Genomic DNA, 14,511 nt, shown 5'->3' with positions numbered 1-14,511 from the left:
TAATTTTCTCACAATAATCTATCTATTCTACTCCCTTACGGAGCATCTGCCTATACCACTGCCCGCCTTGTTGTTCTCTAATCGCATGATATTGCCAACCTTCTTTGCTAAGAGTGATGGTTATTTGTCCGCTTTCTCCAGTATCTAGCCAAGTACTCCCCGCTTCCTGATAACGTTCAATAACAAACTCACTCGGCATTCCCCACTGGTTGCCTTTGGCAAGAGAAGCTATCGCCAGCTGAGGAGACACCGCCTCAATAAACGACTTAATCGATGACGAATCGCTGCCATGATGCGGAACCAACATAACATCACTCCTTAGCTGTTCTCCTTCACGAGCAAGTAACCACTCACTTACCAGTTCAATATCACCAGTGAGCAACATTGAGAAATCAGCACTATGATCTGAGATCTTGACCACACACGAATGTGGGTTATACGCCCTCTTTACTTGCTTAGGCGGCCACAACACCTCAAAAACAACATCTTGCCAGTTCCAAACCTCTCCAATAGTACATGTTTGAATATTAGACGGGCCTTGAGTGATAGATTGGCGTTCTTGAATAATGTTCTGACTGGTTCTTATCCACTTTGGCGTATAGTTCTCAAGTAATGCCGGATAACCACCAGCATGGTCAGAATCGAAATGACTCACAATCACGCCTTCTAATTCATAAATCCCCCGCTGATTCAAAGTAGGAATCAACAAAGACTCAACAACCGAGCCTCCTGGCCACGCATTGCCAAGATCATAAACAACAATCTGATTGTTCTTTTCCAAGACCAAAGACAACCCATGCCCAACATCCAAGATATCAATAGTTAGTTTGTCTTGCTGGGGTTTGCTGAACTCCCACCACAGCACAAACACTGCAGTTACCAATATCGATAATGTTCGCTTGAAATACCGACTAACAAAGCTCAAAAACAAGATAAGGAATACTGATAATGCAATCGTCTGATTATCGACTTGGATCCAAAATCGCTCAGAGAAAGGAAGACTAAATACGAGAGGCTCAAGCGATAAGTCGACTAACTTCCACAGCTGACTGACCAAATCATTTTCTAGCGCTGTTATACCAACCACGCCAGACACTGACTCCGATATTAAGCTTAGAAACATTGCCAGAAACAACAGCGGGATCGTCACCATCGATACCCAAGGCAAAAGGAACAAGTTGTAGAAAACAGAGACTAAACTGACTCCTTTGAAAAACAACATCGAGGAAGGCGCGATAAGGAATGTCAGCATCAGTTGAAGCTTAATAAGTTGGAGTGCGTAGTCGATAAATGTAAAGCTTGAAGCTGAGCGCTGAGTATTACAGGCGATATAGAAAACAGCGCCCAATGCACCAAAGGACAACCAAAAACTGCTCGACAAAGCTGAAAACGGCCAAATCAGCAGAACCACGCACACACTTAAAGTAACATACCGAAGCAAACTGATATTTTGCCCACGCCACAAGAAATAACTCGCGATAACGCACATCACCAAAGCTCTCAAAGTTGGCAGCGTGAATCCAGCAAACCAACTATAGAAATACGCCAAGCCGAGCCCGAATATTGTAGGTAACCAAAGAAATGAAGGGGAAAGTAACCTTAATATCTTGCCAATCTGATAGCCGATACCAAAGGCAATCCCAATATGCAGCCCCGAAATAGCCATCAAGTGAATCAGGCCACTGCTTTTAAGCATATCCCACCGCTGAGGCGGAATAAGGTCTCGATATCCAAAACTCAAAGCGATAATGAGATCTTGATTTGCCAGCAGACTTAACCTTTCAAGGCTGGCTTCAAACCATTGGGCGCGTAAGTTGGTGCTAGAATGAATTCGGTACTTGGTATCTGCTCTGTAAGTTGCATTGGCAACCACGCCAGCACTAAACAAGTACTTTTCTCGGTCAAAGCCGGCTTCGTTGAGTTTGCCCCATATCGGCTTTATTGAGGCCGATAAATAGACATCATCTCCAAGCGTTAGCTTGAAAGGAGTAAACAAACGCAATTTTATCAATTGAGGAAAGATTAATTTTTCGCCGCCAATTGATCTGACTACTATTACGCTTTCAAAACCGTGGCTATTTTCACTAAAAAGGCTAACAACCGACGCATTTATGGTAGTATTCTGCCCTGATTGGAATAAGCGACTCGTTTGTATTTCAATCGCATTCCCTAGGCAGATAACTAGTATCAATGCTGTTACTGGACCTCTTGCACTCCGGAAAACGCTATACTTTGTTGGTGCTAGCAGTAACAACAGCATCAATGGTGCCCAAACCCAATGTGGCATCACAGGCCAGAAGCTGGCAGACACAACTGTCGCAGCAAATGAAATCAAGAACCAAGTGTTAAACAAGAGAGTAGCTTCCTCCTATGCCAAGAAAGTTTATCAAACGATTTATGCCTGACCATGATCTAATCAAGCGTCAGAAAGCATTGAAAGTTTTTGGCAATGTTTTGTACAACCCCAACTTATGGTGCCTTAATCGTCGCTCTGCGGCTGGCGCGTTTGCTGTTGGGTTATTCATGGCGTTTGTCCCTCTACCAAGTCAAATGATTATGTCTGCAGGCCTTGCTGTCGCATGTGGCGTTAACCTGCCTTTAGCTGTCGCACTTGTTTGGATCAGTAACCCGGTTACCATGCCTGTTCTCTTCTACTTTGCTTATAAAGTCGGGGCGTTTGTTATGCATGTGCCACCGCAAGCCTTCCATTTCGAATTGTCTTGGGACTTCATCTTGGCGCAAATGAGCACTATAGGGCCTCCGTTCTTATTGGGTTGTCTGATTTGTGGCGTGGTTTCAGCAATGATTGGCTACTTTGGTATTCGCGGTTTATGGCGCTACTCAGTAGTAAGAAGTTGGAAGAAGCGACAAGCAAGGCACTGAACGCCATTTCTTGTTATTCAATCTAACCTTGTATGCGCTTCACTTAAAACGTACACAAGTTAAAATCGGATGAGCTACTTACCTCTGCAAGATTGGCATGTAACGAAAGTCGTAAAGAACACGAATTGAATTCAATAAAAAAGGATCCCACTGGGATCCTTTTTTGTATCGACTGAAAACTGACGGCCTGTTATTTAGGCGAATGCTATTTAGAACTCAGCACTGAGGCTGGATTCAACTTCGCCGCGCGTGATGCTGGGTACCATGTCGCCAGTAAACTCAGCACAATCGCAGTGCCGGAAACCACAACAACATCCGTCATATCAAGTTGTGATGGCAAGAAGTCGACAAAATAGATATCACCGGACAAGAACTGGTGATCGACCAACTTTTCAAGTCCTTTGATTAGTGTCGTGAGATTAAGAGCGACTAGCACACCTATTGCACTGCCCACTAAACTGCCTAACACGCCTGAGAATACGCCCTGCCAAACAAAGATGCGCTTCACAAGGCCGTCTGATGCACCCATGGTTCTTAAAATCGCGATCTCTGATGCTCTGTCTTTTACTGCCATCATTAGCGTCGAGACAATATTGAAACAAGCCACACCAATAACCAGTACCATCACCAGATACATGATGGTACGAACGAGTTGGATATCTCGATACAAGAAACCAAACTTCTGCTGCCAGCTTCGTAGATACACATACACATCAAGCTGATTGCCCACTTCACGCACAATAGAGTTCGCGTTCAGCACATCGGTCACTTTCAAAGAAACCCCAGTTACCGCCTCACCTAAGTTTGCGTAGACCTGAGCATCACCAATCGGGATTAGCGCCAAACTGTGATCTATCTGACCATTAAGCGTCAGCAAGCCAACCACTTTCACTCGAACACGTTTTGGTGCCTGAACCTTCACAGAACCGTTTACCGTCGGAATCATCAAAGTCAGATAATCACCGACTTTCGCACCCAGCACATTCGCTACACCAGAACCCAAAATGATCTGTTGTTGCCCTGCCTTAAACTCGCTCCAAGCTTGCTTATCGATAAAACTCGATAGGCTTGATACCTGTTGTTCTAGCTGCGGATCAACGCCGCGAACTTCAATTGCTTTGAGTTCTTTGCCCTTTTCAGCAAGCGCAGTAATTTTCACATAAGGCGCAGCAGCAACGACTTTATCGTGCTTAACCGACTCCTCAATCACGTGCTCCCAACGAGTCACAGGCTCATTCACGCCTTCAAATTCACCATGAGGAATGACAGAAAGTACTCGTGATTGAAGCTCTCGCTCAAAGCCATTCATCGCAGATAAGCCGATAATGATCACCGCGACACCAACCGCAATACCAATCGTCGAAGACAATGAGATGAACGACACCATCTTGTCTCGTTGTTTCGCACGGCTAAATCGGCCGCCTATCAATAGAGATAAAGAGGAAAACACTTAGCTCTCCTCTTTTTCTACGTTGACCAGTAAACCATCTTGCATGTGAAGTTGGCGATCCATCTTACCGGCAAGTTCACCATCGTGAGTCACGACCAAAAAGGCAGTATCGTATTCACGGTTCAGTTCACGCATTAAGTCGTAAATAGACAGTGCGGTGTTATGGTCAAGGTTACCGGTTGGTTCATCCGCCAACACTAGCGCAGGCTTATTCACCAATGCACGAGCAATCGCCACACGTTGCCTCTCGCCACCAGAAAGCTCTGAAGGTCGGTGGTCCACGCGGTGACTCAATCCAACTTTGTCCAACAAACGTTGTGCTTCTTGCTTTGCTTTAGCGGGCTTTTCGCCGCCAATCAATAACGGCATCGCCACGTTTTCTAAAGCTGAAAAGTCAGATAGAAGATGATGGAACTGATACACAAAGCCAAGATGCTGGTTGCGAAGCTTCGCCTGCTTATTCGAACTCAAAGATGCTAAGTCCTGGCCAAGAAAACTCACACTGCCCGCAGAAGCATCGTCTAATGCGCCTAAGATATGCAGTAAGGTACTTTTGCCCGAGCCAGAGGTACCGATGATTGCTACTAGCTCACCCTTTTCGATGTCAAAGCTGACTCCCTTGAGCACCTCAGTATCTAACGAGCCTTCACGGTACGTTTTACGGATATCATTACATTGAAGAAAATTACTCATAACGAAGGGCCTCAGCAGGTTTCACAGACGATGCACGATAAGAAGGGAATACAGTGGCAATCAGGCTAAGTGCAATAGCCAGAACCACAACAACAGCGATTTGAATTGGGTTAATCAAAATAGGTAACTGACCACCAAACGAGAATAGAGCAACACCCATCGCCTCTAAAATAGTATTAAGGTTCATCGCTAGAGCAACGCCTAACACACCACCAGAGAGCGCACCAATCACGCCACTACTTGCGCCTTGAACCATGAAGATCCCCATGACTTGACCATCAGTCATGCCTTGGGTCTTAAGAATCGCGACTTCAGACTGCTTCTCCATCACCACCATGATAAGTGCTGAGATAATATTGAAAGCAGCAACACCGATGATAAGCCCAAGCATTAAACCCATCATGTTTTTCTCCATACGAACCGCTTGGAACAGCTCGCCACGTTGGTCACGCCAATCGCTCCACAACCATCCATCAGGTAAGGGTTGGTTCGATAGTTCCGCGACTTCAAATGGGTCTTCAAAAAACAGTCGCCAACCTGAAATGGTGTCTGACTTATAACGCATCAAACGCCCAGCATCTTGGATATCCGTCACCATAAGTTGGGCATCAATATCCGAGCCCGTATTAAAGATACCAGCTACGGTGAAATTACGTTGGCTAGGAATACGCCCCAATGGTGTGTATTGACTCGCGCTGGTCACCATTAGACGAACTTTGTCGCCCATCGATACTTTTAGGTTTCTCGCCAGAGTATGACCAAGAAACAGCTGATATTGCCCAGCTTGAAGTGAAGACAAGCGACCCGCGATTAAGTGGTCTTGAAGTGGATCATCAGAATTGGGTTGGATGCCAATCAAAAGGCCAGCAGAAAGCTGAGCAGGGCTCTGAATCACTGCCTCACTGCGGACAATCGGTTCAACGTGACCATTAAGCGAGATTTGCTCTGCAAAATTAGGCGCTTGGGCAAAAAGAGAAGTGGTGCCACCTTGCTCATAAACCACCGCTTGAGGAAGAACTCCAAGAATTCGGTCTTTTAACTGCGCTTCGAATCCATTCATTACCGATAAAACAGTAACCAAAGACAGCACACCAATGGTGATACCTGCCGTCGACATATAAGAAACAAAACGGCTAAAGCGATCACCTGAACGGCCTTTCAAATAGCGTAGGCCAACAAACAACGAAATAGGATGAAACATACTTTGAACCATCTAAAGGGGATGCGGGTTAATGTAACGGGTATTGCTGTTACTGTGTAGGGGTTAATTGAAAATATAGAGTGAATTAACTCAATTAGTTAGGCTTGAAAAACAGAACCTTGTCAAATAGCCAAATTTCAAACAACTATTTGAGACTTTCAATTAACTGACCTTGATTACTGTGGCCACATAGCGATAATCAATAGATCACTTCAAGGAACTAACGCATGACAGAACAAGAGTTTTTCACCGTTCACCATAGCCTTACCGCTAATATTGAACCAATGGACAGCGGCTTCACTTTACCTTCTCAAATTCAATTCGAATCTGAGATCCCAGCACCATTTGTGGTGGCAAGTGAATTTAGCCAATTGGATCTGTTAGCTGACAGCGCTCGAGCGGAACTGAAAAACAGCGACTTGAAGAATGTCACCAGTTTATTGGATGCACAAAACTCAAAATTAAACCTCTTGTTGAGCTTTATGTTATCGCAGCAAGATGATGAGAAATTTCGCACTCACACCTATTCATTTGGTGCGAGTCAGTTTTCCTGCTTTTCAAAAGCAGACATCGAACCGGGTCGCTTAGTAAAAGCCAAACTTTTTCTAGAGCACCCAGCTGCAGCCATTTATTGCTACGCAGAAGTATTTGCTAGCGAGGCGAAAGACTCAGGTTTCGAAATCAAATTTAAATACGCTCATCTTCGCGATACCGACCAAGACCTGCTCATTAAAGCGGCACTTTATCAACAACAGAAACTCTTGCGTCAACGCTCTCTAGACCGAGATAACAAGTAAATTAACATGACCAAAAAATCCATATTTACACTACCTAAACTTAAAGGTGCCGGTGACAAAAAGCACATCGGTAACCTAGTCGGTTCGTCTCTCGCTCTTGCCATTGCCAAACTCGCAGAGCAACACAACAGCCATACCGTCTTGGCTGTACCCGACCCACAAGTGGCGCTTAAGCTTCAATCTGAAATTGAACAGTTTACGGCACATGAAGTCGCATTATTCCCTGACTGGGAAACGCTGCCATACGATAGCTTCTCGCCGCACCAAGAGATCATCTCAGATCGTATCGCACGCCTTTACGCACTGCCAACACTAAAAGATGGCATCACGATCGTTCCGATCAGCACGTTATTGCAACGCCAGTCACCGCGTGACTTTTTGCTACAACACACGTTAATGGTGAAAACGGGCGATCTCTACTCTTTAGAGAAACTGCGTCTACAGCTTGAAAAGTCAGGCTATCGTTACGTTGACCAAGTGTTTGGCCCCGGTGAATACGCAAGCCGTGGCTCTATTCTCGATCTGTTCCCAATGGGCAGTAAAGACCCGTATCGAATCGATTTTTTCGATGACGAAATCGACACTATTCGTACTTTCGATCCTGAAAACCAGCGTTCTATTGAAGACATCTCTGAGATCCGCCTGTTACCAGCGCACGAATTCCCAACCTCGGAAACGGCGATTGAAGACTTCCGTATTCGCTGGCGCCAACAGTTTGATGCCCGCCGTGAACCAGAGTCAGTTTACATGCAGGTATCTAAAGGCACATGGCCTGCGGGTATTGAGTACTGGCAGCCTCTATTCTTCGATCACACAGAAACACTGTTTGACTATGTTGCCGATGAAGCGCAACTCTTGGTTCTGGGTGACGTAGAAACCGCGGTTGATTCGTTCCTTACTGATGTCGCTCACCGATACGAACAGCGCGGTGTTGACCCATTACGGCCACTTCTCACGCCTGAACAACTGTGGTTGAAGAAAGACGAGCTGTTCGCACACTTCAAACAGAAGCCACAAGTCAATCTGAGCTTAGATTCAATTGAAGAGAAAGCTGGACGTACCAACCTTCCGGTTGTGTCTCTTCCTGATCTCAGTGTTCAGCATCAGAATAAAGAACCACTCGCAAACCTAAGAAAGTTCACTGAAGCCTTCGAAGGAAAAGTGGTCTTTTCGGTTGAATCAGAAGGTCGTCGTGAAGCGCTGAGTGAACTGCTTCGTGGTATTAAAGTACGACCAAGCGAAGTTGAAAACCTCGATGCCTCAATTAAAGGCAAAGACAAGTTCAGCCTCATCCTTGGCTCTGCTGAACACGGTTTTATCCATGAAGAGCAAAACATCGCCCTTATCTGTGAAAGCGACCTGTTGGGTGATCGCGTTGTTCAGCGCCGTAAGAAAGACAAAAAAAGTGTTAACAGCGACACTGTCATTCGTCACTTAGCCGAACTTAAACCAGGTCAACCTGTAGTGCACATTGACCACGGTATTGGTCGCTACATCGGCTTGCAGACACTCGAAGCCGGTGGCATGAAAACCGAATACGTGACACTTGAGTACCAAAACGATGCCAAGCTGTACGTGCCCGTTGCGTCTTTGAACCTTATTGGACGTTACTCTGGTGGCGCCGAAGAGTCTGCACCGCTACACAAACTAGGTGGTGAGGCGTGGCAAAAAGCGCGTAAGCGTGCCGCTGAAAAAGTACGTGACGTTGCTGCAGAGCTGCTGGATGTTTACGCCAAGCGTGAGCTTAAACCTGGCTACAAGTTTGTACTCGACCGCGGCCAATACGCGACTTTCAAATCTGGCTTCCCGTTTGAAGAAACCGATGACCAAGCGATGGCCATCAATGCTGTTATGTCTGATATGTGCCAAGCCAAAGCCATGGACCGTTTGGTGTGTGGTGATGTTGGCTTTGGTAAAACCGAAGTCGCGATGCGTGCAGCATTCGTTTGTACCGACAACAGCAAACAAGTAGCGGTTTTAGTTCCTACTACTCTACTTGCTCAGCAACACTTCGAAAACTTCCGTGACCGTTTCGCCAACTTGCCGATTCGTGTTGAGGTTCTATCCCGATTCAAATCAGCTAAAGAGCAAAAACTAATCATGCAAGATGTCGCCGACGGTAAAGTGGATATCCTAGTCGGGACTCACAAGCTGCTTTCGAGTGATATTAAGTTTAAAGACCTTGGCTTGCTGGTTGTCGATGAAGAACACCGATTTGGTGTGCGTCAGAAAGAGAAAGTGAAAGCGATGCGTGCGGATGTCGATATTCTAACGCTTACTGCAACGCCTATTCCGCGAACGCTGAACATGGCAATGAGTGGTATGCGTGACCTTTCGATCATCGCTACACCACCCGCACGACGCTTGGCAATTAAAACCTTCGTTCGCGAGAGTGATGATGCCATCGTAAGAGAAGCAGTACTTCGTGAAATCATGCGTGGTGGTCAGGTTTACTTCCTGCACAACCAAGTCGACACGATTGAGAAAACAGCAGAGTCACTACAGAAGTTGATTCCAGAAGCGCGTGTTACCGTGGCTCATGGCCAGATGCGTGAGCGCGAACTGGAACGCATCATGAATGACTTCTACCACCAGCGCTTCAACTTACTGGTTTGTACAACCATCATTGAAACCGGTATCGATGTACCAACGGCAAATACCATCTTGATGGATAGAGCCGATAACCTTGGTTTAGCACAGCTGCACCAATTACGTGGTCGTGTAGGTCGTTCGCACCACCAAGCTTATGCTTACTTGTTAACGCCACACCCTAAAGCAATGACCAAAGATGCGATCAAGCGATTGGATGCGATAGCTTCACTCGAAGACTTGGGCGCGGGCTTTACCTTAGCAACTCACGATTTAGAGATTCGTGGTGCAGGTGAGTTGTTGGGTGATGAACAGAGTGGTCAAATCCAGTCGGTTGGTTTCACCTTGTACATGGAGATGCTTGAACAAGCGGTTGAAGCATTGAAAGAAGGCCGAGAGCCATCGCTTGATGACCTACTGCGTGAACAAACTGAAATTGAGATGCGCCTGCCTGCACTATTACCAGATGACTACATCCCAGACATCAACACGCGTTTATCAACGTACAAACGTATAGCGAGTGTGAGTGACACCGATGAATTGGCAGAGTTGAAAGTCGAGCTGATTGATCGCTTCGGCCTTCTACCTGATGCAACCAAAAGCTTGTTGTCAGTTTCTGAGCTAAAATTAGCCGCAGCGTCTATCAAAGCGAAGAAAATTGAAGCCCACGATAAGGGTGGATTCTTAGAATTCTACCCGGATGCTGACATAAACCCGGCCTACCTTGTTAAACTGTTGCAATCTCAACCGCAAAAGTTTTCAATGGAAGGACCAACAAAGTTCAAGTTTACGATACCATTGGTCGACAGACGGAAACGAATTCAATTTGTTAGTGATTTATTGGGCGAATTCAGACAAAACTTGCTGCCTTCAGCATAAGACCCAATCCACTTGCACATATAAATTATCCAGCCGGTAGTTCGGCTGGAAGACGGAGTAAAAATGAAAAGACTGATCCCACTGCTACTATTGTTCGTCTCACTGCCAAGTTTGGCGCAGAGACAATTTGATATAGAAGTGATCATTTTTAAGCGCGCTGTTGATGCAGAGAAGGTGAACGAATCTTGGCCAAATACACAGCCTAAGATTTCACTTGAACGCGTTGGTTCATTTCAAGATACCCAATACCGAGCAAAGAAAGGCGTTCAAATGCTACCTTACTCGGAATACAAGTTAACGCCTCAGAAAGACAAGCTACGTAAACACGCTGGCTTTGAAGTTCTGATGCATACCGCTTGGCGTCAAGGCGACCAAGGTAAGAGCTCTGCACCTGTTTTCCATATTCAAGCAGGTAAAGATTTCTCTAAACAGTTTAATGCTGATGGCTCTGAAAAAGGCGCAATCACTGCAGGCAGCGCTGATGGGTTCCAAGAAGAAACCATTGATAAGCCACTCTACGAATTAGACGGCAAGCTGCAAATCTACGTTCAGCACTACCTATACGCTGAAACGACCTTGGACTTAAAAGCGCCAAGCGTTCGTGAAGTGACTCTACAAGAGCAACAAATTGAGCTAGATTCACCAGTAAGTGGCGCAGAAAGCAACGTCCAAGTGGGCAACCTAACTGAAATTTCTCCGACGGTTGAAGTCCAAGAGTTCCTTAAGAGCTACCGCATGGACCAAAAACGTCGTATGCGTAGTACAGAAACTCATTACCTTGACCACCCACTTCTTGGAATGGTGATTCAAGTTAGACGTGTAGCGCAGTAAGTTACTTGCCGATTCGGCTATAATTATACAAATAATTCAATCCGCCCTCCTAGTGAGGGCGTTTTATTAAGTGCTATCTATCTTTATTCTGTACTGACTCTCTTTGTTCAGTACTTACACGTTACTTGGTACGTCCTATGAGCCCTGAATTTCAGATCAATACACAAAATCTTAGCCTTAAAATCATTGAGGCCTCAGATGCTCAAGAATTTTCTCAGCTGGTTAAGTCCTCCCCTAGCTTGTTGCCATGGGTCGACTGGTGTCATAGCGAGTTTTCTATCGTCGAAGCCGAGAAATTTATTCTGGCGACTCGCTTAAACTGGGTCAAAGCCGATGCGTTTGGCTTTGGCATCTTTGAACGAAAAAGCGATAAGTTAGTCGGTATGGTTGCCATTAATGAACTTTACCACACCTTTAATATGGCGAGTTTAGGTTATTGGGTCGGTGATGACTTTCAAAGGAGAGGGATCGCCAAAGAAGCAATGCTCGCCCTATTTGAATTTTGCTTCGCGCAACTCAAGTTAACGCGTTTGGAGATTGTCTGCGATACCGAGAACCTACCCAGCCAAAAGTTGATAGAGAAGTGTGGCGCTGAGCGAGAAACCATTGCCAAGAATCGATTTCTGTTTAACGGTAAGCCCAAAGATGGCGTGGTTTATTCTGTGCTGCCTCCAACGTCTTAACAGCATAAATGAGTTCCACACCTGCGATAGTACATAATCGACACGATCAAAAAAGAGCTCCGAAGAGCTCTTTTTTATTATCAGCGTAATGACCTTAAAGGCTTACCTGATTAGTGAAGCTTTAGGTTTGGACGAAGTACACGGTTAATACGACCAACCAGCATCATCAGTGATGTTTTGATTAAGCCGTGAAGCGCCATCTGGTGCATGCGGTACAAAGAGATGTAAACCACACGAGCAATACGACCTTCAACCATCATCGAACCTTTTGTCAGGTTACCCATCAAGCTACCTACCGTAGAGAAACGGCTTAGTGAAACTAGTGAGCCTTTGTCTTTGTAGATGTAGTCTTTCAGGTCACGACCGTTCAACTTAGCAATGATGTTACTGAATGCACAGCTTGCCATTTGGTGAGCCGCTTGTGCACGTGGCGGAACGAATGAACCATCTGCTTGTGTACATTGCGCCAAGTCACCGATAGCAAAGATGTTGTCATCCAAAGTTGTTTGCAGCGTGTTCTTCACAACCAACTGGTTGATACGGTTGGTCTCAAGACCACCGATATCTTTCATGAAATCCGGTGCTTTGATACCTGCTGCCCATACCATGATTTGAGCTGGGATCTTGTCGCCATCTTTAGTTGTTAAGCCGTCAGAATCCGCCTGAGTCACCATCGTATTCGTACGAACGTTCACACCAAGCTTGGTTAGCTCAGAGTGTGCTGCACTTGAAATACGAGGAGGTAGCGCTGGAAGAATACGCTCACCCGCTTCAACTAGGTTTACGTTCAGCTTGCTTGAATCTAGGTCGCCGAAGCCGTAAGTACGAAGCTCTTTAACTGCATTGTGTAGCTCTGCAGAAAGCTCTACACCTGTTGCACCAGCACCAACAATCGCGATGTCTACCGTGCCTTGACCGTTCTTAGCGTGAAGCTTTAAGAACTGGTTGTTCATTTCTGTACGGAAACGGTGTGCTTGCTCTGGACTATCAAGGAAAATACAGTTGTCACGAACGCCTGGAGTGTTGAAGTCGTTTGACGTAGAACCTAGCGCCATCACAAGAATATCGTATTCAAGTTCACGGCTTGGCATCAGCAGTTCACCGTGCTCGTCTGTAAGTTCGCTTAGTGCAATCACTTTACGCTCACGATCGATGTCGTTCAGGCTGCCCATTTGGAAATCGAAGTAATGGTTTTTTGCGTGCGCACGGTAGCTTAATGCATCAACACCTTCATCCAGTGAGCCCGTTGCTACTTCATGAAGTAATGGTTTCCATAGGTGGCTTGCTTTACGGTCTACCAGAGTGATCTGGGCACGTTTCTTACGACCTAAAGTGCGGCCTAGCTTAGTTGCTAGTTCTAAACCACCAGCACCACCGCCTACTACGATAATTTTTGTCACAATGACAATCCTCTACAAAATGAATAAATGGGGTTCGGCTCGATTACTCCAACCGATAAATTCTATGTATCTACTCGGCCTTGAATGTGAAGGCTGTTACAAATTGGATTACCGCGAAAAAGAATAACGACAGCTCACCGAGTAGTTAGAGGGGTTACAAACAACAAATATTGGTTTGTTGTTTTGCTCACATGGATAAAAAAGTGACTACCTGAGAGGCAGAACACAAATTATGGGCAAGTTTTTTCACTCGCTCTCAATTTTTTTTGATATTTGTCAAAATATTTTGCTTGGGAACATTATATATAGCAAAAAGATGACCGCAACAAAAAAATCCTTACCCTCAATGAGGATTCGCGACTAATTAGTTAACGTTTGCGCAAACTGATCTATAAATGCACAAACCGACCGATAAAACATATACAACTACTTTATCAATACCAATCTCTAAGATTCAGATGTGAAAAAGCAGCACTCATTGAGCACTGCTTTTATAAAACATCTGGATTGATTAAGCGTTTTTGAACGCTTTCATTGCTTGAAGATGTTGAGAGATCTTTTTGAATTTATGACTCTCTTTATCATCCCAGATTACATCGTAGTAATCTTCTAGCGCGGCAGCTGTTTTGGTATTGTCGTGAATTTCGTCTTCACGAGACAACACTACTAAACAGCGTCCTTTGTTTTTCATGCGGTACTGAGCAACACATTTAGTTGCGATGTCTTCGTACTCTTCTGGACGGTCAATTCGACCTACCATGTTGTTCTCAGGGTGCAGATTAGGGTTGAACACCACCTGCTTAATCCCACATAAGAAGCCAATACGCTCAGACCAAAAACCACCTAAACCTACACCACAAATAATGGGGTGCGGATCATCGGATTGCTCTATCACCTTATGCACTTCTTTTAGCAGATGCTGCATATCGTGTTTTGGATGCAAAGTACTGTAGTTGATGAAACGAACGTCATCATCAATGAATTGCAACTGCAGTATTTTTTCGTGATTGCCCGGGCTTGTTGAGTCGAAGCCATGTAGATAGATAATCATTGTACCTCCCCCGTTGAATATTGGTACGTTTTGATCAATCTAACACGAAAAACA

Annotated in this window: 11 protein-coding genes; 5 read left to right on the top strand and 6 right to left on the bottom strand. The window is 45.3% G+C overall.

Annotated elements, in window-relative coordinates:
* Positions 1 to 22: 22 nt before the first annotated feature.
* The gene (locus AB4307_RS21015; RefSeq protein ID WP_372133366.1) at positions 23 to 2,353 is read right to left on the bottom strand and encodes a DNA internalization-related competence protein ComEC/Rec2; all 2,331 of its coding nucleotides are present in this window, start codon (positions 2,351 to 2,353) and stop codon (positions 23 to 25) included.
* Between the two features lie 17 nt (positions 2,354 to 2,370).
* Between AB4307_RS21015 and AB4307_RS21010 the strand changes: the two genes are divergently transcribed.
* The gene (locus AB4307_RS21010; protein WP_017060232.1) at positions 2,371 to 2,883 is read left to right on the top strand and encodes a DUF2062 domain-containing protein; all 513 of its coding nucleotides are present in this window, start codon (positions 2,371 to 2,373) and stop codon (positions 2,881 to 2,883) included.
* A 205-nt stretch (positions 2,884 to 3,088) separates the two neighbouring features.
* Here AB4307_RS21010 and lolE read toward each other — a convergent pair whose 3' ends face one another.
* Genes lolE through lolC form a run of 3 tightly spaced genes read right to left on the bottom strand, consistent with a single transcriptional unit; the run spans position 3,089 to position 6,227 of the window.
* Complete coding sequence (lolE, locus tag AB4307_RS21005) at positions 3,089 to 4,333, bottom strand: lipoprotein-releasing ABC transporter permease subunit LolE (protein ID WP_017072111.1); 1,245 nt, start codon at positions 4,331 to 4,333, stop codon at positions 3,089 to 3,091.
* Entirely contained in the window at positions 4,334 to 5,026 is a 693-nt protein-coding gene (gene lolD, locus AB4307_RS21000; RefSeq protein WP_017060230.1) for a lipoprotein-releasing ABC transporter ATP-binding protein LolD, read from the bottom strand. It lies immediately after the preceding gene.
* Positions 5,019 to 6,227, bottom strand: a complete 1,209-nt coding sequence (gene lolC / locus AB4307_RS20995; RefSeq protein WP_372133363.1) for a lipoprotein-releasing ABC transporter permease subunit LolC — start codon at positions 6,225 to 6,227, stop codon at positions 5,019 to 5,021. The genes lolD and lolC overlap by 8 nt, the downstream gene beginning before the upstream one ends.
* A gap of 227 nt (positions 6,228 to 6,454) precedes the next feature.
* Here lolC and AB4307_RS20990 point away from each other — a divergent pair, with 227 nt between their 5' ends.
* From AB4307_RS20990 to AB4307_RS20975, 4 genes are all read left to right on the top strand, one after another.
* Positions 6,455 to 7,024 (top strand): hypothetical protein, encoded by a 570-nt coding sequence (locus AB4307_RS20990; RefSeq protein ID WP_017065300.1) that lies wholly within the window; start codon positions 6,455 to 6,457, stop codon positions 7,022 to 7,024.
* 6 nt (positions 7,025 to 7,030) lie between these two features.
* Entirely contained in the window at positions 7,031 to 10,492 is a 3,462-nt protein-coding gene (gene mfd / locus AB4307_RS20985; RefSeq protein ID WP_372133360.1) for a transcription-repair coupling factor, read from the top strand.
* 63 nt (positions 10,493 to 10,555) lie between these two features.
* The gene (locus AB4307_RS20980; RefSeq protein ID WP_017065298.1) at positions 10,556 to 11,323 is read left to right on the top strand and encodes a peptidoglycan binding protein CsiV; all 768 of its coding nucleotides are present in this window, start codon (positions 10,556 to 10,558) and stop codon (positions 11,321 to 11,323) included.
* Between the two features lie 137 nt (positions 11,324 to 11,460).
* Positions 11,461 to 12,006 (top strand): GNAT family N-acetyltransferase, encoded by a 546-nt coding sequence (locus tag AB4307_RS20975; protein WP_009847153.1) that lies wholly within the window; start codon positions 11,461 to 11,463, stop codon positions 12,004 to 12,006.
* A 110-nt stretch (positions 12,007 to 12,116) separates the two neighbouring features.
* On the opposite strand, the gene AB4307_RS20970 is transcribed toward AB4307_RS20975, so the two are convergent.
* Positions 12,117 to 13,406 carry an NAD(P)/FAD-dependent oxidoreductase gene (locus AB4307_RS20970; RefSeq protein ID WP_009847154.1) on the bottom strand — a complete coding sequence of 430 codons (1,290 nt, stop codon included), beginning with the start codon at positions 13,404 to 13,406 and terminating at the stop codon, positions 12,117 to 12,119.
* Positions 13,407 to 13,917: 511 nt separating this feature from the next.
* Entirely contained in the window at positions 13,918 to 14,457 is a 540-nt protein-coding gene (gene ycfP, locus AB4307_RS20965) for an alpha/beta hydrolase YcfP (RefSeq protein ID WP_372133357.1), read from the bottom strand.
* Positions 14,458 to 14,511: the final 54 nt, after the last annotated feature.

Source organism: Vibrio sp. 10N.261.52.C2 (assembly GCF_041471425.1).
Taxonomy (GTDB): Bacteria; Pseudomonadota; Gammaproteobacteria; order Enterobacterales; family Vibrionaceae; genus Vibrio; species Vibrio crassostreae_C.
This window is presented reverse-complemented; position numbering and strand designations above follow the sequence as displayed.